The sequence below is a fragment of the Sphingobium mellinum genome (assembly GCF_037860795.1).
Lineage (GTDB): Bacteria > Pseudomonadota > Alphaproteobacteria > Sphingomonadales > Sphingomonadaceae > Sphingobium > Sphingobium mellinum.
Genome location: NZ_JBANRK010000001.1, coordinates 645,404 through 664,565 on the forward strand (window position 1 = coordinate 645,404; position 19,162 = coordinate 664,565).

Annotated in this window: 16 protein-coding genes; 7 read left to right on the forward strand and 9 right to left on the reverse strand. The window is 65.1% G+C overall.

Annotated elements, in window-relative coordinates:
• Positions 1–43: 43 nt before the first annotated feature.
• The 4 genes from AAC640_RS03290 to AAC640_RS03305 are packed head-to-tail and all read right to left on the reverse strand — an operon-like array spanning position 44 to position 5,645.
• Complete coding sequence (locus AAC640_RS03290; RefSeq protein ID WP_340264641.1) at positions 44–1,558, reverse strand: Ppx/GppA family phosphatase; 1,515 nt, start codon at positions 1,556–1,558, stop codon at positions 44–46.
• 7 nt (positions 1,559–1,565) lie between these two features.
• Positions 1,566–3,704, reverse strand: coding sequence for an RNA degradosome polyphosphate kinase (locus AAC640_RS03295; protein ID WP_340264642.1), 2,139 nt, complete (start codon positions 3,702–3,704; stop codon positions 1,566–1,568).
• A gap of 7 nt (positions 3,705–3,711) precedes the next feature.
• Positions 3,712–4,347 (reverse strand): P-loop NTPase family protein, encoded by a 636-nt coding sequence (locus AAC640_RS03300; protein WP_340264643.1) that lies wholly within the window; start codon positions 4,345–4,347, stop codon positions 3,712–3,714.
• Positions 4,344–5,645 carry a heavy-metal-associated domain-containing protein gene (locus tag AAC640_RS03305; RefSeq protein WP_340264644.1) on the reverse strand — a complete coding sequence of 434 codons (1,302 nt, stop codon included), beginning with the start codon at positions 5,643–5,645 and terminating at the stop codon, positions 4,344–4,346. Before AAC640_RS03305 ends, AAC640_RS03300 begins: the two co-directional genes overlap by 4 nt.
• 91 nt (positions 5,646–5,736) lie before the next feature.
• Here AAC640_RS03305 and purM point away from each other — a divergent pair, with 91 nt between their 5' ends.
• The 5 genes from purM (at position 5,737) to nadB (ending at position 10,745) form a co-directional block, all read left to right on the forward strand.
• Positions 5,737–6,831, forward strand: a complete 1,095-nt coding sequence (gene purM / locus AAC640_RS03310; protein ID WP_340264645.1) for a phosphoribosylformylglycinamidine cyclo-ligase — start codon at positions 5,737–5,739, stop codon at positions 6,829–6,831.
• Positions 6,832–6,915: 84 nt separating this feature from the next.
• Positions 6,916–7,866: a phosphoribosylglycinamide formyltransferase gene (gene purN, locus AAC640_RS03315; protein ID WP_340264646.1), complete on the forward strand. Its 951-nt coding sequence runs from the start codon at positions 6,916–6,918 to the stop codon at positions 7,864–7,866.
• A 45-nt stretch (positions 7,867–7,911) separates the two neighbouring features.
• Entirely contained in the window at positions 7,912–8,841 is a 930-nt protein-coding gene (locus AAC640_RS03320) for an ABC transporter ATP-binding protein (protein ID WP_340264647.1), read from the forward strand.
• A 78-nt stretch (positions 8,842–8,919) separates the two neighbouring features.
• On the forward strand, positions 8,920–9,141 hold the full coding sequence (locus AAC640_RS03325; protein WP_422794951.1) for a DUF559 domain-containing protein: 222 nt from the start codon (positions 8,920–8,922) through the stop codon (positions 9,139–9,141).
• Positions 9,141–10,745 carry an L-aspartate oxidase gene (nadB, locus tag AAC640_RS03330; protein ID WP_340264649.1) on the forward strand — a complete coding sequence of 535 codons (1,605 nt, stop codon included), beginning with the start codon at positions 9,141–9,143 and terminating at the stop codon, positions 10,743–10,745. The genes AAC640_RS03325 and nadB overlap by 1 nt, the downstream gene beginning before the upstream one ends.
• A gap of 24 nt (positions 10,746–10,769) precedes the next feature.
• Here the strand turns inward: nadB and AAC640_RS03335 are convergent, their stop codons facing one another.
• Positions 10,770–11,621, reverse strand: coding sequence for an alpha/beta fold hydrolase (locus tag AAC640_RS03335; RefSeq protein ID WP_340264650.1), 852 nt, complete (start codon positions 11,619–11,621; stop codon positions 10,770–10,772).
• Positions 11,622–11,777: 156 nt separating this feature from the next.
• Here AAC640_RS03335 and AAC640_RS03340 point away from each other — a divergent pair, with 156 nt between their 5' ends.
• On the forward strand, positions 11,778–12,923 hold the full coding sequence (locus tag AAC640_RS03340; protein ID WP_340264651.1) for a serine hydrolase: 1,146 nt from the start codon (positions 11,778–11,780) through the stop codon (positions 12,921–12,923).
• Between the two features lie 97 nt (positions 12,924–13,020).
• Here the strand turns inward: AAC640_RS03340 and metH are convergent, their stop codons facing one another.
• The 4 genes from metH to AAC640_RS03360 are packed head-to-tail and all read right to left on the reverse strand — an operon-like array spanning position 13,021 to position 18,679.
• Positions 13,021–15,720 carry a methionine synthase gene (metH, locus tag AAC640_RS03345; RefSeq protein ID WP_340264884.1) on the reverse strand — a complete coding sequence of 900 codons (2,700 nt, stop codon included), beginning with the start codon at positions 15,718–15,720 and terminating at the stop codon, positions 13,021–13,023.
• Positions 15,707–16,753 carry a homocysteine S-methyltransferase family protein gene (locus tag AAC640_RS03350; RefSeq protein ID WP_340264652.1) on the reverse strand — a complete coding sequence of 349 codons (1,047 nt, stop codon included), beginning with the start codon at positions 16,751–16,753 and terminating at the stop codon, positions 15,707–15,709. The genes metH and AAC640_RS03350 overlap by 14 nt, the downstream gene beginning before the upstream one ends.
• A gap of 34 nt (positions 16,754–16,787) precedes the next feature.
• Entirely contained in the window at positions 16,788–17,711 is a 924-nt protein-coding gene (gene metF / locus AAC640_RS03355) for a methylenetetrahydrofolate reductase (RefSeq protein ID WP_340264653.1), read from the reverse strand.
• The gene (locus AAC640_RS03360) at positions 17,708–18,679 is read right to left on the reverse strand and encodes an ArsR/SmtB family transcription factor (RefSeq protein ID WP_340264654.1); all 972 of its coding nucleotides are present in this window, start codon (positions 18,677–18,679) and stop codon (positions 17,708–17,710) included. The genes metF and AAC640_RS03360 overlap by 4 nt, the downstream gene beginning before the upstream one ends.
• A 201-nt stretch (positions 18,680–18,880) precedes the next feature.
• Here AAC640_RS03360 and AAC640_RS03365 point away from each other — a divergent pair, with 201 nt between their 5' ends.
• Positions 18,881–19,108, forward strand: coding sequence for a circumsporozoite protein (locus AAC640_RS03365; protein ID WP_340264655.1), 228 nt, complete (start codon positions 18,881–18,883; stop codon positions 19,106–19,108).
• Positions 19,109–19,162: the final 54 nt, after the last annotated feature.

The following is a 19,162-nucleotide window of genomic DNA, read 5'->3' on the forward strand; positions in this document are numbered from 1 at the left end:
GCAAGTTCCGGGACCGCCGCGCGGGCATTCTGCCGGCTGCCCCTCACCACGCCATCCGGTATTTCACCCCCATCGCCTGCGCCAGGTTCCGCTGCCGCCGCTCGACCGCCTCGCCGAACAGATCGACATCCATCCCCCGCAGCCGCAGTTCCAGCGTATCGCCCACCATCTCCAGTCGGGACGCGAGCAGCGGCCCCTCGACCCCGCCCGACAGCCGCTGGCCCAGCCGGATGGCAAGGCCCCACAACGTCGCGCGGCGCAGCGCGTCGGCCGATGCCAATTGTTCGATGCCCGCCGGAGGCGCCGCGCCCCCGCCGAAATTGCTGTGCAGCGCCTGCGCCAGCATCGCCCGCTCGGGCGCGGTGATACCCACCCAGTTGCTGTGCAGCGCGATCTCCACGCCCCGTTCGGCGCGGAAGTCGGGATTGGCGCGCCATCCCACATCGGCCAGCAGGCAGGCGGCACGGCGTATCCGTCGCCAGGCGGCACTGTCATCGCCGAACAGCGGCGCGATCCAGCGGTCGATCTTGTCGCCATGGCCGGCAAAGCGGCCCTGCGCCTCACCTTCCGCCTCCGCCGCGACCAGCAGCGGGTCATGCGCCCGGATGTCGTCCGGCAGGTCCTCGAACAGCAGCCCTTCACGCAGGCCATAGGCGGATACGATGAGGTCGCTGGACTTCAACTGCCGGACCATGACGGACAGCAGCGCGGCGGCGTCCGGGAGGGTCGGCACGCGCGACCCGGTGATGGCGGGGATATCCTTCAAACGCGATCGCCCGACATGCGACACGATCCGCGTCAGCTGCTCGGCGCGGCTCGCCGGCATGGCATATTGATGCACCACCGGCAGCGGAAAATGCGTGAGCTGCATGTCGAACCGCGCCAGCGCACGCCACGATCCGCCGACCATGTAGAAGGGCAGGCCCGGCTTGACGGTCCAGCCGGCCTTCGCCAGCATCTTTTTCACCTGCCGCTCCAACGCGCTTGGTCCCTTGCCGCGGATCTGCGGTAGGCGCAGCACGCCGAGCGGCAGCGAAACCGTCTCGTGCACCGCCCCGTCCCGCACCCGCGCCAGTTCCAGGCTGCCGCCGCCCAGGTCGCCGACGATCCCGTCGGCGCCCGGAATGCCCGACAGCACGCCATGGCCAGCGGCGATCGCCTCCTGCGCGCCCGACAGCAGCTGGACCTTCAGGCCCAGGGCCCGGGCGCGGATCATGAACTCCTCGCCATTGGCTGCGTCGCGCACCGCCGCGGTCGCGACGCAGCGTATCTCCCGCACCTCCATTTCGCGGCAGAGGTGGGCGAAGCGGCCGATCGCGCGCAGCCCGCGCTCCATCGCCTCGGGTTCGATCCGTCCGGTCCGCCCCAGCGAGGCGCCCAGGCCGGCCATCACCTTTTCATTGAACAGGATGAAGGGAATGCGGCGCGGCCCGTCATAGACGACCAGACGCACGCTGTTGGAACCGATGTCGATGATCGCCATGCGCGCTCTGGCATGTTCGGGCAATGTCGCGTTGGCATCGGCCATAGCCCGCACCTGGCTCAACATCGAATTCATGCGCGCCTCAGGCCCGCCCACGCAGCAGCAGGGTCGGCACCGCGTCGCTGTCCAGCGCCGCGCCGCGACCCGACAGAGACGGGTTGGTCATGAAGTAGCGGTGCAGGTTGAACGGCCGCCCATCGGAAACGACGCGGGCATAATGACCGTCGCTGTCCAGTTCCCAGCTTTGTTCGCTGTCGATCAGGTTGGCGACCATAACCTGGTCCAGGATCTGGTCGTGGACCGTCGGGTTCTCGACCGGCGCCAGGAATTCCACGCGGCGGTCGAAATTGCGCGGCATCCAGTCGGCCGAACTGATGAACACCTTCGCGCTGTTGTTGGGCAGCGCCTTGCCGTTGCCGAAGACGGTGATGCGGCTATGCTCCAGGAAGCGGCCGACGACCGATTTCACCCGGATATTCTCCGAAATGCCGGCAACGCCCGGCCGCAGGCAACAGATGCCGCGCACGATCAGGTCGATCTGCACGCCCGCGCTGCTGGCGGCATAGAGTTTCTCGATGATCGCCGGGTCGACCAGCGAGTTCATCTTCGCCCAGATGGTGCCGGGGCGGCCTGCACGGACATGGTCGATCTCCGCGTCGATCAGTTCGCACAGCCGGTTGCGCAGGTCGCGCGGGCTCATGACCAGCTTTTCCAGCCGCTGCGGCTCGACATAGCCGGTGATATAGTTGAACAGCGCCGCCGCGTCGCGACCGAAGGCCGGGTCGGCGGTGAAGAAGCTCAGGTCCGTATAGATGCGCGCCGTCACCGGATGATAATTGCCCGTGCCGAAATGGCAGTAGGTGCGAAAGGCGTCGCCCTCGCGCCGGACGACCATCGACACCTTGGCGTGAGTCTTCCAGTCGATGAAGCCATAGACGACCTGCACGCCCGCGCGTTCCAGCGCGTCGGCCCACATCAGATTCTGTTCCTCGTCGAACCGGGCTTTCAGTTCGACCACCGCCGTCACCGACTTGCCCGCCTCGGCCGCGTCGATCAGCGCGCGGATGATCGCCGACTGCTTTCCCGCGCGGTACAGTGTCTGCTTGATCGCCACGACATCGGGATCCGTGGCCGCTTGTTTCAGAAACGAAACGACTACGTCGAACGCCTCATAGGGATGATGGACCACAATATCCTTGGCCCGGATCGCCGCGAAACAATCCCCTCCATATTCGCGAATTCGTTCAGGAAATCGCGGCGCATAGGGTTCGAACTTGAGGTCGGGGCGATCCTCCTCGACCACGCCCGACAGGTCGCCGATGCCAACGAACCCCTCCACCTCGGCGATGATCGCGTCATGACCCTGGAGCATGTCCTGCAACATTTCCTCGACCGGCTCGGGAATCCGTTCCTCTATCTCCATGCGGATCACCCGCCCGCGCCGCCGCCGCTTGATCGCGCTGCGGAAATAACGGACCAGGTCCTCGGCCTCTTCCTCGATCTCGATGTCGCTGTCGCGGATGATGCGGAACACGCCGCTGTTGCGCACCCGGTAACCCGGGAACAGATCGGCGGAAAAGCGACGGATGATCGCCTCCAGCGCCATATAGCGCGCATAGTCTCCCGGGACCCTCACGAAGCGGGCCAGCGATGACGGGATCATCACCAGTTCGCGGATCGGCTGCTTGTCGGACAGCCTTTCCAGATCGAAGACGATCGACAGCCCCTGGTTGGGGATGAAGGGGAAGGGGTGCGCCGGGTCCAGCGCCTGGGGCGTCAGGATCGGGAAAACCTGCCCCAGAAAATGTTCGCGCAGCCAGTTCTCGCTCGCCTCGTCCATCGCACTGGCGGGACCGATAACCTCTATACCCACCGCTGCCAGCTCGCCATGCAGCGCAGCCCAAACCTTCTGCTGCGCTCCCATCAGCCGCGCGGTTTCCTCGGTGATCGCGGCCAGCTGCTGCGCGGGGGTAAGCCCGTCGGCAGAGCGCATGTCGACATCCTGTAGCTGCTGCCCCTTCAGCCCCGCGACGCGGACACTGAAGAATTCGTCCAGGTTAGCGCCCGAAATGGACAGAAAGCGCAGCCGCTCCAGCAAGGGATGGGCGCGGTTCATCGCCTCCTCCAGCACACGCTGGTTGAACGCCAGCCAGGATAGCTCCCGGTTGAAGTAACGCTCGCCAGGAACGGTCAGATGGGAGGAAGGGTCAGCTTCGGCCACGTATCTCTCACGCTGTCAAAGGTGGGGGATCCTGCCCGACTATAGGCAAAAATCCGGCGGCTTGCAGAATCTCTTTCGCCATAGCGACGGAAATCTTACGGCCAGATGACATTGCCCCTTCGTTGAGCAGTCGGGTGGCCGTGGCGATAGCGCCATAGCTGCGCTCGATCCGCCGCAACAGCCAGTCGGCAAGGTCCGGCGCGAAGGAGGCGCCCATGCGTCCCAGCGCCCTTTCTATCAACGCGCGGGCAAGCACCCCGTCTGGCTCGTGGATCACCACATGCGGCGCGGCGGCGAGGCGGGATCGCAGGTCGGGCAGCGCGACCGTCCATTGTCCCGGCGCCGCCCGCCCGATCAGCAACAGCGGTCGCCGACTGGTCTGCGCTTCATTCCAGGCATGGAACAATCGATGTTCATCCTGTCCCTCGGCGTCGTCGATCACGCTGCCCCCGCTCGCGGAGGCGAAATGCTGCCCCAGCAGCGTGCGCCCGGACAGCGGTGGACCAGTCAGCACGCTGATCGCCAGGGGCCAGTCACGCCAGCCTTCCAGATGGCGCACGGCGATACGGTTGGCATCGCTGACCAGGAAATCCTCATCCGCTCCCTGGCCTGGCCAATCGAACGGAAGGCTGATCTGGCTCATTGCGGGGCCGAGGCTCCATTGGGCGCGGCGCCCGCCTGCCGCCTGATCCGCAGGGTGGAGCCTGAACCCGTCACGCTGAAGCCGCGCGCCTGCAACGCTGCCCGCAACGCATCGGCCGTGCCATCGAAGCCCACCTGCATGACGGACGTGCCGCCCAGCGCCAGGCTGGTGGTCGCCGCCGATCGCACGCCAGGGATCGACCGCAGCGCCGCTTCGCCCTGCGCTACCGATCCAGCATCGGGGGTATCGAACTGGATCGAAACGCTGCTGGCGGTCGCAGCGGCGGGCACGGGTGCCTCGATCATGCCCTCGCCGCTCGCTTCGGTCGCATTCTCGATCGCCAGAGCATCCACATCGACCGGCTCTTCGATGATCAACGATGGGTCGGGACGCAACCGGCCGTCGTTGAGCGCGGCCGTATAGAGCTGGTCGATCCGGCGCGCGGCCTCGTCCAGCATTTGCGGGATGGCGCTGTCCGCCGAGACACGCAGACTGAAGCTGCCGATCAACCTGTCGTCGGGTCCATAGCGCGCGGTGAAGGTGCCCAGCACCGGGCCGCCCGGCCATTGTCGCTCGATCCGCGCGATCGGCACCACCACGTCAGCCGCGCCATATTGGTCAAGCAGCACGCGCCACCACAGCCGACCGCGCCGTCCCACCTGTCCGTCGTTCAACAGGATCGGATCGGCGATCGATCCGGCGACGCGCACATAGTCGATCGCGCTCTCGCCGGTGCGAAAGCGGGCCCAGGCTTTCTGCCATTCGTTGATCCGCTCGTAGGACACGGCCGAGCCTCCGTCCCACATGACCGGGATGACCAGCAGCGGCGGTGAATGCACGACGTTACTGCCCGCGACCCCCAGCACCTGACCCGTGCGCGCGCGATCGAACAGGATGCCCACCGTTGCGATATAGCGGGTCGGGCCGATCTGCTCATATTCGATCTCGACTCCGGAGATCATGCCTTCCAGCTGCGAATCGGACAGGTTCGGCACGCCGGCATCACCGTGCGTGCGGGTCCACAGCATGCGCCACGCCTGCCGCTGTGCCAGGCGCCAGCCTGCCGCGCGCGCGCTGTTCGAATCCTTGCCCAGCACATCGACCTTGATGCCGCTCACCTGATAGTCGCCGCCGCTGGCGATGGGCGGCACGCCACGTTCGCCTTCCATCTGCGCGAACAGCGCAGCGGCGGCGAGGCCGATCCCGATGGCAATAGCAATCTGGACGGGACGCGAGAGCAGCCGAAGCAGGCGCAACGGCCGCGGTTTCTGGCGCGACAAGGCAGGGGACAGGCTCACGCGCGCCCTTTTGGCGGGATTTGCCGCCTATGCCAAGCGGCAACCCATTTCCCGTTCCGTTTTCCCGCTACTTGTTTTAGGGCGCTCCCCCATGAGCGACACCGAATCCTACAGCTACGCCAAGGCTGGCGTCGACATCGCCGCCGGCAACGCGCTGGTACGCGCCATCGCCCCACTGGCCAAGGCCACCCGGCGCCCGGGCGCGGACGCGGAACTCGGCGGCTTTGGCGGATTTTTCGACCTCAGGGCCGCGGGCTATGACGATCCGCTGCTGGTCGCCGCCAATGACGGCGTCGGCACCAAGCTGAAGCTCGCCATCGATCACGACCGCCATGACGGCGTCGGCATCGACCTGGTCGCCATGTGCGCCAACGACCTGATCGTCCAGGGTGCCGAGCCGCTCTTCTTCCTTGACTATTACGCCACCGGCAAGCTGGAGAGCGGCGTCGCCGAGCGCGTCATCGCCGGGATCGCCGAAGGGTGCCGCCAGGCCGGATGCGCGCTCATCGGCGGGGAAACCGCCGAGATGCCGGGCATGTATGCCGCGGGGGACTATGACCTTGCGGGCTTTTGCGTCGGCGCGGTGGAACGCGCCCAGGCGCTCACCGGATCGCGGGTCAAGGCGGGCGACGTGCTGCTTGGCCTCGCCTCCTCGGGCGTCCACTCGAATGGCTTCTCGCTGGTTCGCCGCCTCGCCGCCGACAAGGGATGGAAGCTGGACCGCCCAGCCCTGTTCGACAATGAAATCCTGCTGATCGACGCGCTGATGGCGCCCACGCGCATCTATGTGAAGGCGTTGCTGCCGCTCGTCCGCGCCGGACGGATCAATGCGCTGGCGCATATTACCGGCGGCGGGCTGCTGGAAAACATCCCCCGCGTTCTGCCGGAGGGCTGCCATGCCGTGGTCGACGCCGACGCGTGGGAACAGCCGCGCCTCATGGCCTTCCTCCAGGCGCAGGGTCACATCGAGCCGGAAGAAATGGCGCGCACCTTCAATTGCGGCGTCGGCATGGTGCTGGCGGTCGACGCCGACGCGGCAGACGCTGTCGCGGCCGATCTGGAAGCAGCCGGCGAAAGCGTCGCGCGCATCGGCACCGTCGAACCGGGGGATAAGGGCTGCACCGTCAAGGGTAGTCAGGAAACGTGGAGCGCCAAGGCCGACTGGACCGCGACGCATCTGGGCTGACCCATCGGGCTTCGTTCGGTTCGAGCTTGTCGAGAACGGAGCGCCCATCTTCTCGACAAGCTCGAACCGAACGGGGTTGGGTGAATGGTCAAAGCCAAGGTCGGCGTTCTGATTTCCGGGCGCGGGTCGAACATGGCGGCGCTGCTCTACGCGTCCCGGCACCCGTCCTGCCCCTATGAGATTGCACTGGTCGCCGCCAACGACCCGGATGCCACCGGCCTGACGCTCGCTGGTGCCGAGGGCGTGCCCGTGTTCGCTCACAGCCACAGGGGGCTGAAGCGCGCGGAGTTCGACGGGATCATCGACCGCGAACTGCGCAAGGCGGGCGCGGAATATGTCGCGCTCGCGGGCTATATGCGCCTGCTCTCGCCCGAATTCGTCAGTCGCTGGGAAAACCGGATGCTCAACATCCATCCCAGCCTGCTCCCCAAATATAAGGGGCTCGACACCCACCAGAAGGCGCTGGACGCGGGCGACAGCCACGCGGGCTGCTCTGTCCACGTCGTGACCGCCGACCTCGACGACGGCCCCGTGCTTGCGCAGACGCCCGTCGCCATCCTGCCGGGCGACACCGCCGACAGCCTCGCCGCCCGCATCCTCATCGCGGAGCATCAGCTCTATTCCCGCACCCTTGCCGATTTTGTGAGCCGCGAGCGCCAACCCGGCTGGCTTCTGAACAAGGTTCGGGAGCACGCGCTCGCCCTGCCTCAGGCGGACGAGGTGACCTCCCACGGCATGCCCTGCTTCGGCATCGATAAGGGCAAGAAATTCGCTTATTTCACGCAGGATCATCATGGCGACGGCATCATCGCGGTCCTCGTCAAGACCACCGCGCCCGAAGAGCAGGCGATGCTGATCGAAAGCGATCCCGCGCGCTACTATCGGCCCGCCTATTTCGGCGACGGCTGGGTCGGCATCCGCCTGGACCTTGGCGACACGGACTGGGACCATATCGCCGACCGGCTGGCAAAAAGCTGGCGCCAGGTCGCACCAAGGAAGCTGATGGGCCTCATGGATGTGGCCGATCAATTCTAGGCCCGCGCTTCCATTACCGGCGCTCAATTCCCACTATAGGCAGTCATGACCGACACCCTTCCCCCGCCCGCGATCGAGATCAGCAACCTCACCAAGGTCTACAAGGGCGGGAAGCGCGCGCTCGACGACATCAACCTCTCCATTCCGCGCGGCCAGATCTATGGGCTGCTCGGTCCGAACGGCGCGGGCAAGTCTACGACGATCAACATCCTCGCGGGGCTCGTCAACAAGACCAGCGGGACGGCCAGGATCTGGGGCTTCGACATCGACCAGAACCCGCGCAACGCCAAGAACAGCATCGGCATCGTGCCGCAGGAAATCGTCTTCGATCCCTTCTTCACGCCGTTTGAAACGCTGGAAAACCAGGCCGGCTATTATGGCGTGCCGAAGGACCGCCGCCGTTCGATGGAACTGCTGCGCGCGGTCCATCTGGAGGACAAGGCCCATGCCTATGCCCGCACCCTGTCGGGCGGCATGAAGCGCCGGCTGCTGGTCGCCAAGGCAATGGTGCATTCGCCCCCGATCCTGGTGCTGGACGAACCCACCGCCGGCGTCGACGTGCAGCTTCGCCAGCAGCTCTGGGCCTATGTCCGGGAACTTAACGCGCAGGGCGTGACGATCGTGCTGACCACCCACTATCTGGAGGAAGCCGAGGAGCTGTGCGACCGCATCGGCATCATCAATCACGGCAAGCTCATCACCGACAAGCCGACGCGCGAACTGATCGCGATGGCGCAGGAAAAGGTGGTGCAGGTGACGGTCGATCGCGACATTGCCGTCGTGCCCGACGCGCCCTGTTTCGAAAAGGTCGAACTGTCCGATCCCCGTACGCTGACCATTACTTACATGAAGGACCGCGCCAACGCCGGGCAGGTGCTGAGCGCGGTGCAGGCCAGCGGATTGTCGATCGTCGACGTGGTGACGCGCGATCCTGACCTTGAGGACGTCTTCCTCAATCTCACAGCCGCGGCGTGAGCGAGGAAAATGTCGTTCCGCCTCCCGCAAGCGGCAGGGGTTTAGGGGATGGGCAGGCGCTGACTTCTATGTCGGGAACTGACGCTGTTCATTGAACTGGACGGCATGCGCCACGATCATTCGGTGGTATATGATGCACATCGGGCAGATTACTGCCGCGCACGGGGCTTCACCACCTTGCGCATTTCAAATCGAGATGTGATGGAAAATCTCGAAGGTGCAGTATCGCACATCAAATCAACGCTTGCGCAGGCCCGCCCCCGGCCCCTCCCGCAGGCGGGAGGGGAGAAAGCAGGTTAATGCCCACCACCACTTATGACGTCGTCATCATCGGCTCCGGCGCTGCGGGGCTGACCGCCGCCATCAACCTCGCGCAAGATCGCAAGGTCGTGGTGCTCGCGAAGGGGGCGCTGGACGGCGGGTCGACGAACTGGGCGCAGGGCGGCATCGCGGCGGCGCTTGATGCGGGCGACAGTTTCGAAGCCCATATCAACGATACGATGATTGCCGGGGCAGGCCTCAACAATCGCGAAACGGTCGAGTTCGTCGTGTCCGAGGCTCCCGCCGCGATCGAACGGCTCGCGCGGCTCGGGGTGCCGTTCAACGGTGGCGAGGAATTCGGCGAACGCTGGCACCTGACGCGCGAGGGCGGGCACAGCCATCGCCGCATCGTTCATGTCGATGACGCGACCGGCCATGCGGTTCAGGTCGCCCTGCTGAAGGCGGCCCGCGCCAACCCCAACATCACGCTGCTGGAAGACATGGTCGCCCTTGACCTCATCACCAGCCGGCACGGCGAGCGCTATTCGGGCGATGGCCATGTCTGGGGCGTCTACGCCTTCAACAAGCGCACGGATCATGTCGATGCGCTGCTGGGCCGGGCGACCATCCTCTGCACCGGCGGCGCGGGACGGACCTATCTTTTCTCGACCGCGCCGCGTGGCGCGACCGGCGACGGTATCGCCATGGCATGGCGCGCGGGCTGCCGCGTCTCGAATATGGAGATGAACCAGTTCCACCCCACCTGCCTCTACAATCTGGAGGTCAAGAATTTCCTGATTACCGAGGCCGTGCGCGGCGAAGGCGGGCACCTCAAGCTTCCTCCCGGTGTGCCCGGCGGCGGCGAACGTTTCATGCCTCGCTTTGATCCGCGCGCCGAACTGGCGCCCCGCGATATCGTCGCGAGAGCGATCGACCACGAGATCAAGCGCCTGGGGCTCGACTATGTCCATCTCGACATCAGTCACATGCCGCCGGAATTCGTCCGGATGCATTTCCCGACCATCTATGCGCGCCTGCTCGATCTCGACATCGACATCACGAAAGAACCGATCCCGGTCGTGCCGGCCCAGCATTATACCTGTGGCGGGGTGGTCATCGATCTCGATGGCCGCACCGATCTCCCGGGCCTCTATGCCGCCGGCGAGGTGACCGAAAGCGGCCTTCACGGCGCCAATCGCCTTGCATCCAACTCGCTGCTTGAATGTTTCGTCTTCGGCGAGGCGGCGGCCAGGCATATCCGCGCCCAGTGGGACGATCTTCCCTCGCCGCCCCCGATCCGCCCGTGGGATGAAAGCCGCGTCACCAATAGCGACGAGGAAGTCATCGTCCAGCATAACTGGAAGGAAATCCGCCGCTTCATGTGGGACTATGTCGGCATTGTCCGCACCACCAAGCGACTGGAACGCGCCAAGCACCGCATCGATCTGCTCGCCAAGGAAGTCGACGAATATTACGGCCATTTCCGGGTGACGCCTGATCTTATCGAACTGCGCAATCTGTTGGAGGTCGCGCGGCTCGTCGTCCGCTCGGCGCTCCAGCGGAAGGAAAGCCGGGGCCTGCACTATACGCTCGATTATCTCGAAATGTTGCCGGAAGCGGTGGACACGGTGCTGGCGCCCTGACCGCCAACAGCCGTTGCGGCCGGTTCAGGCTCGCAGGAAATCCCGCACCATGCTGGCGAAGCGCGCCGGCTGGTCGGCCATCACCATGTGGCCGCTGGGGCCGACCGGCAGCAGGCGCACCCCTGGCTTCGCGGCATAGGCGGCGCGGAAGGTCCGGCTGGTCCCGGCCGCCTGCGCCGGGTCGGCGCCCACGGCATAGACCACGCTAAGCGGGACATTCATTCGCGCCAGCTGGGGTCCAAGGTCGATATTCGCCAGGTCGCGCAGGGCGTTGGCAACCACGTCGGCGTCGCTCCCTTTCGCGCCGGGCGTCTGCGCCAGTATTTGCGCCAGATAAGCCCGTCCGGCCTGCGTGCCGGTGAAATATCGGCTCAGCTGGTCGGCCAGATAGCCCAGCCCCTGCGCCGTCCCGCCGACCATCGCCGCGCCTTCGGGCAGCATGTCCACCACCATGACCCGGCCCGCCGCGCCTTTCAGCCCCAGCATCATCGCCAGCGTCCCGCCCATCGAATGGCCGATGACGGCGGGCCGCGCCAGCCCCGCCCCGGCGACATAGCGCGCAATCTCGTCGGCCAGCGGCTGGATCAGGGGACCGTCGGCGTTTGCGTCGGGCGGCAACCCCGCGAAACCGCGCACATGGACCAGATGCCAGCGATAGCCCGGCACCGCCGCCATCAGCCCGTTCCAGATGGCAGGCCCGCTCGCCAATCCGGCTATCAGGACAACGTCCCGCCCCGTACCCCGTACCGTGACGGCGACCCGCCGCGACGTGAAAGCACCCGTCACCGCCCTCGCGCTGCTCGCCAGGCAGCCCGTGACCAGAGCCGCGCCCGCTCTCAGCAGCAGCGTCCGCCTGTTCGTCAATCGATCTGTCATCTCGTCCCCTTCGCCCGCCGCGGCTTAACCTTAACTGAGCGCAAGACGGATCCCTGTTCAGGCTCCTTACATCGCGATTGTGGAATCATTCGTCGCATCGCCCTTGTCAGTCCAATCAGGCGAACAGCTATGTGGAGCAGGAGTGCGGGGACGTAGATGACCGATAAAAATGGTGGGCGCCGTCTGCGCCCTGATGGCGGATCTGCCCGCCTTGTTCTGTTGATCGCGGCGCTTTCAGCCTGCGTCAGCGCACCGGGGGAACCGCAGGCGCAAGCCACCCAGCGGGTGCAGCCCACGACCTCCACCTATCCGATCAAACCGGTCGCCAACCCGCCCAAGCCCTTCAACGCGCTGAACGTCGACCAGCGCGAAACGCCGCCGCCCGCGCTGGTCAGCGTCGTGCGCAATCTGGGCCAGAGCTTCAACGGCAAGGTCGGCATCGCCGTCCGACGGATAGGCAGCGACTGGACGATCGCATGGAACGGCCACGCACTTTTCCCGCAGCAGAGCGTGTCGAAACTGTGGGTGTCGATGACCTTCCTCGACGCCGTCGACCGCGGCAAGATCCGCCTCAGCGATACGACAACGATCACCCGCAAGGACCTCACACTGTTCCACCAGCCGACCGCCGCGCTGGTGGGAAGTAGCGGATGGACGACCACCTATGGCGACCTGATGCGCCGGGCCATGACCCAGAGCGACAATACCGCCAATGACACGATTCTGCGCGCGGTCGGCGGGCCGGACGCGGTGCGCGGCTATCTCGCGCGGCGGATGATCAAGGATATTCGCTTTGGCCCGGGCGAACGGCTGCTGCAATCGGCGACCGCCGGCCTCGACTGGCGGCAGGATTATTCGGTCGGCCGCAACTTCTATGCCGCCCGCGACCGCCTGCCCATGTCGGTTCGCGTGAAGGCACTGGACAACTATCTCGCGAGCCCGCCGGACGGGGCGGCGCCCTCCTCGATCGTGGAAGCGCTCGCCAGGCTCAAGGAAGGGGACATGCTCTCCCCCTCCTCGGCGCAACTGCTGATGTCGATCATGAGCGAGGCCAAGACCGGGCCGCAGCGTATCAAGGGCGGCGTACCTGCCGGCTGGCACTATCTGCACAAGACCGGAACGGGTCAGATATTGGGCGCGCGATCAACGGGCTTCAATGATGTCGGCATCATGACCGCGCCCGACGGCACCAGCTATGCCGTTGCGGTGATGATCGGCACCACGACCGAGCCCATCCCCGCCCGCTGGCAGCTGATGCAGGCAGTCGCGAAGGCGATCGTGGCGAACCACGAGACGCGGTAGGACCTTGCCTTAACCGCCGCTCGTTTCGAGCGACGTCGATAAACACGCCAGCGCATCCCGTGCCTCGACCAGGCTGGATACGAACGGAGGTGCCGAATCAATCCAGGTTCGGCCGCAACCAGCGCTCCGCCGTCTCCAGATCGACGCCGCGCCGTGCCGCATAATCCTCCAGCTGGTCGCGCCCGACCCGAGCGACGCCAAAATATTCCGCCTGCGGATGACCGAAGTAAAAGCCGCTGACCGCCGCCGTCGGCAGCATCGCGAAGCTTTCCGTCAGCGTGATGCCGGTCGCATGATGCGCGTCCAGCATGTCGAACAGCAGCGGCTTCAGACTATGTTCCGGGCAGGCCGGATAACCGGGCGCCGGGCGGATGCCACGATACTGCTCCCTGATCAGCGCTTCGTTGGTGAGCTGCTCACCCTCGGCATAGCCCCATAGCGCGGTGCGGACATAATGGTGCAGCCGCTCGGCAAAGGCTTCGGCCAGGCGGTCGGCCAGCGCTTTCAGCAATATGTCCGAATAGTCATCGATCGCATTCTTGAACCGCGCGAGATGCGGCTCGATGCCGTGGATCGACACGGCGAAGCCGCCCATCCAGTCGCCGTCATGGCTGATGAAATCGGCGAGGCACATGTTCGCGCGCCCTTCGCGCTTGGCGATCTGCTGGCGCAACATCGGGAGCGTCACATGCTTCTCATCCTCGACATGGACGATGATGTCATCGCCCTCGCGGCGGCAGGGCCACAGGCCGCAGACGCCGCGTGCGGTCAGCCATTTCTCGTCGATGATCTTGTCGAGCATGGCCTGCGCGTCGTTGAAAAGGCTGGTCGCGCTTTCGCCCACGACCGCATCCTCCAGGATCGCCGGATAATTGCCCGCCAGCTCCCATGCGCGGAAGAAGGGGGTCCAGTCGATATAGTTGCGCAGGTCCTTGAGGTCCCAGTCGGGGAAGCGATGAACGCCCGGCAGGCGCGGCTTACCCGGCCTCAGGCTCTCGTCAATCTCGAACGCGTTGGCCCGCGCGTCCTCGATGCTGACCAATGCGCTCTGCCCCTTATTGGCGCGGGCGATGCGCACATGCTCATAATCATCCTTGGTCTTCTGGACGAAATCTTGCCTTTGCGTCTCCGACACCAAAGCCGTCGCCACGCCCACCGCGCGGCTGGCGTCGAGCACATGCACAACCGGTCCCTCGAACGCCGGGTCGATGCGCAAAGCCGTATGCACCTTGGACGTCGTCGCGCCGCCGATCAGCAGCGGCATGGTCATCCGCGCCCGTTGCATTTCGGCGGCAACCGTCACCATCTCGTCCAGCGAGGGGGTGATGAGGCCCGAAAGCCCGATCATGTCGGCGTCATTCTCGTTCGCGGCCTTGATGATGTCCTGCCACGGCACCATCACCCCCATGTCGATCACCTCAAAGCCGTTGCACTGGAGCACGACGCCGACGATATTCTTGCCGATATCATGGACGTCGCCCTTGACCGTCGCCATGATGATCTTGCCCTTGCCCTTGGCGCCCGGCTCCTTCGACGCTTCGATGAAGGGCAGCAGATGCGCGACGGCCTTCTTCATCACGCGGGCCGATTTGACGACCTGCGGCAGGAACATCTTGCCCGCCCCGAACAGGTCGCCCACGACATTCATGCCGTCCATCAGAGGACCTTCGATCACCTCGATGGGCTTGGCGGCGGCGAGGCGGGCTTCCTCGGTGTCCTCGACAACATACATGTCGATGCCCTTGACCAGCGCATGTTCCAGCCGCTTGGCGACCGGCCAGCCGCGCCATTCCTGCGCGGCCTTTTCGGACGCCGCATCCTTGCCCTTGTAGCTTTCGGCCAGCGCGACGAGGCGGTCGCCAGCTTCGGGATCGGTGTTCAGCAGCACATCCTCACACGCCTTGCGCAGCGCGGGATCAATGGCATCGTAAACATCAAGCTGCCCGGCATTGACGATCGCCATGTCCAGCCCCGCCGGGATGGCGTGGTAGAGGAAGACGCTGTGCATCGCCCGCCGCACGGGTTCGTTGCCACGGAAGGAGAAGGAGAAGTTGGAAAGGCCACCCGAGATATGGACATGCGGGCAGCGCGCCTTGATCTCGCGGCAGGCTTCGATGAAGTCCATCCCATAATTATTATGCTCCTCGATCCCGGTCGCCACGGCGAAGATATTGGGATCGAAGATGATGTCCTCGGGCGGAAAGCCGATGCCCGTCAGCAGCTTATAGGCGCGCTCGCAAATCTCCACCTTGCGCTGCCTGGTGTCCGCCTGCCCGGTCTCGTCGAACGCCATAACGACCACCGCCGCGCCATAGGCCATGCACAACCGCGCATGATGCAGAAAGGCGTCCTCGCCTTCCTTCATGCTGATCGAGTTTACCACCGGCTTGCCGGACACGCATTTCAGCCCGGCCTCGATCACTTCCCACTTGGAGCTGTCGATCATCACCGGCACGCGGCTGATATCCGGCTCGGAGGTCATGAGCTTGAGGAAGGTCGTCATGGCCTCGACCGCGTCGAGCAGCCCTTCGTCCATGTTCACGTCGACGATCTGCGCGCCATTCTCCACCTGCTCGCGCGCGATGTCGATGGCGGCGGCATAGTCGCCCGCCATGATCAGCTTCTTGAACTTGGCGGAGCCCGTGACGTTGGTACGCTCGCCGATATTGACGAAAGTGGCGGTGGATTGGGTGGTCATCGTATCAAAATCCGTTCGCTTCGAGCGAAGTCGAGAAGCATGTGCGCTCGGTTCTCGACAGGCTCGAACCGAACGGAGGTGGGCGTCAAGCGGCGATATGCATCGGTTCGAGGCCCGCGAGCCGCGTCACCACCGGCAGTTCCGGCACGACCCTGGGCTTGTGCCCGGCCAGCGCCTTGGCCACCGCGCCGATATGCGCGGGCGTGGTGCCACAGCAGCCGCCGACCATGTTGACCAGCCCCTCATCCACCCACTGGCGGATCAGGCTCGCCGTCGTTTCCGGCAGCTCGTCATATTGCCCCAGCTCATTGGGCAGGCCCGCATTGGGATAGGCCAAGATCAGCGTATCGGCATTCTTCGCCAGTTCGGAGAGGTAAGGCCGCAGCAAATCCGCCCCGAACGCGCAGTTCACCCCGATGGTCAGCGGCTTCAAATGCCGCAGCGAATACCAGAAGGCGTTGATCGTGTGGCCCGACAGGTTGCGCCCCGACATATCGGTGATCGTGAAGCTCAGCATCAGCGGCACAGGCCGCCCCGCCGCCGCCTCGGCCTCGCGCGCGGCCATGCCCGCCGCCTTGGCGTTCAGCGTGTCAAAGCAGGTCTCGACCAGCAGGAAATCCACCCCACCCTCGATCAGCGCGTCGCACTGCTCACGATAATCGGCCTTGAGCGCATCATAATCGACCTCGCGATAGGCCGGGTCGTTGACATCGGGCGAGATCGACAAGGTCTTGTTCGTCGGCCCGATCGAACCCGCCACGAAGCGCGGCCGTCCATCCTTGGCCGTTGCCGCCTCGCAAGCCTTGCGTGCGATCCGGGCGGCTGCGATGTTGATCTCGCGCACCAGATGCTCACAGCCATAATCGGCCATGGCGATCTTGGTGGACGAGAAGCTGTTCGTCTCGATCATGTCCGCCCCGGCGTCGAGATATGCGGCGTGAATGCCCTCCACGATGTCCGGCCGGGTCAGGCACAGAAGGTCGTTATTGCCCTTCTGGTCCTTGGGGAGATCAAGCGAGCCGCGATAGTCGGCTTCGGTCAGTCCATGCTTCTGGATCGACGTGCCGTAGCCGCCGTCGAAGATCATGATCTTTTCGGCCGCTACGGCCCGGAAACGTTCTTCGGCAGTCATATTATCCCTCTCGAACCGAACGGAGGTGTGATGGTCAGGCGGCTTGCGGCCTCAAACCGAGCAGATGGCAGATCGCATAGCTCAGTTCCGCCCGGTTGAGCGTGTAGAAATGAAAGTCGCGCACGCCGCCCGCATAGAGCTTGCGGCACAGTTCCGCCGCCAGCGTGGCCGACACGAGCTGCCGCGCGGCGGGCAGGTCATCCAGCCCTTCGAACAGCTTGCCCATCCAGCCGGGCACATCGGTATTGCACATGGCCGACATGCGTTGGACCGCGGCGAAATTGCTGACAGGCATGATGCCCGGAATGATCTCCGCGTCGATCCCGGCCGCCGCCACCGTGTCGCGAAAGCGGAAGAAAGTATTGGGTTCGAAGAAGAACTGCGTGATCGCCCGCGTCGCCCCGGCGTCCAGCTTGCGCTTCAGATTGTCGATATCGCTCTGCGCGCTGGCCGCGTCTGGATGGGTTTCGGGATAGGCCGCCACGGAGATTTCGAACGGATGCCGCTTCATCAGCCCTTCGACCAGTTCCGCCGCGCCCCTGTAGCCGTCGGGATGTGGCTCGAACTTCGCGCCCGCCTGCGGGGGGTCGCCGCGAAGGGCGACGATGTGCCGCACACCGGCTTCCCAATATGCGTCGACCACCTCGTCAATCTCCGCCTTGCTCGCCGCCACGCAGGTCAGATGCGCAGCGGCCGAAAGCGGCGTTTCCTTCGCGATCCGCGCAACCGTGTTATGGGTCCGCTCCCGCGTCGAACCGCCGGCGCCATAAGTCACCGATACGAATTTGGGGGCGAGCGGCGTCAGCGTCTGGATGGCGGACCATAGCTGCTCTTCCATCTTGTCCGTCTTGGGCGGGAAGAATTCGAAGCTGACATTCAGGTCGCCCGCCAGATCGGCGTAGAGCGGTGCGTCCAGCGCGCGCCGGGCCTCTTCGACGGAAGGGGAGCTCAATGTCATGCGGAAAGTCGTCCTTCATGTCGCAGGATGCCGGCGCCCCGGCGCCGCCCCAGCCATAGTTGCACCGTCAGTTCCTGTCCGGGCAACACTTCCACCCGTTCCAGGTCAAGGCCCGCATCGGCGAACCAATTGTCCATCTGCTCATCGGAAAAGCCCAGCCGCGCATGCTGGTCGCGCAGCCGCAATTCTTCCCGTTCATGCGCCGCAAAGTCGGCGATCAGTACGCGGCCGCCGGCGCTGGTGACGCGCGCGACCTCGGCGATCACCGCCTCGGGCGCCTGCGCATAGTGCAAAACCTGATGCAGCACCACCGTGTCGACGCTGCCCGGCTCCAGTGGCAGCGCTCCAAAGTCGCCGAGCACCAGCGCATATTTGTCGCCCGCATCTTCGGGCAGCTTGGCCCGGGCGAGCCGCAGCATGTCGGGGCTGCGGTCCAGCGCCGTGACCTGCGCTGCCGGGGGGCCGAACAGTTCGATCATCCGCCCCGTGCCCGTCCCGACGTCCAGCAGATGGCCGATCGGCTCGACGCCCAGCAACCGGGTCATGACCGCTTCGACGTCGTCTTCGGGCACATGGAGAGAGCGGATCGCGTCCCATTCCTCGGCATGTTCGGCGAAATAGCTCTCCGCCGCCTGGGCCCGGTCGGCGCGCACGGCGGCCAGCCGGGCGAGGTCCGCCCGCTGCCACAATTGCTCGCTATCGGATGGCGCAAGGTCGTCGAACAATGTCAGGAAGGGCGCGATACGCGCCGCCCGGCCCAGTCGCAGGAATACCCAATTACCTTCCTTGCGCCGTTCGACGAGCCCCGCCTCGGCCAGGATGCGGACATGGCGCGACACGCGCGGCTGGCTTTGCCCGACCACCTGCGCGATTTCGCCCACGGCCAGTTCCATCGCGCGCAGAAGATAGATGATGCGCAGGCGCGTGGGATCTCCCAGAGCCCTGAAAATGTCGAGTGTCGCGCCCATGGGGACATCATATAAAGAAATCTTTATATGCGTCAATGGCCCCACCCATCGGCCGTAAAAGAGCTGCGACTCGCCAGAATGCAGGAATGGGATTGCCTTGAGTGGCCCAATTCATTACGAATCGGCCCGCAGGCGCAAAGGGGGGTGAACTTTTCTCCGAGAGTGGTCTGCACTGTTTTTTTCTCAGAGAGGGGTTAACCCATGACCAAGTCGATTGCTCTTTCGCTCGTTCTCGCCGCGTCGCTCGGCCTCGCCGCTTGCTCCAAGCATGAAGACAACGCCACTAACACTGCGGCCAACGCTGCCGAGAATGCTTCGAATGCTGCCGACAACGCCATGAACGCTGCTGAGAACGCCGCTTCGAACGCGAGCAACGCTGCTGCGAACGCCACCAACGCCGCTTCGAACGCTGCTTCGAACGCGATGTAATTTCCTTCGTTTCGAAGGTTGGGAAGGGGCCGCGCCGGTTACGGGGCGGCCTTT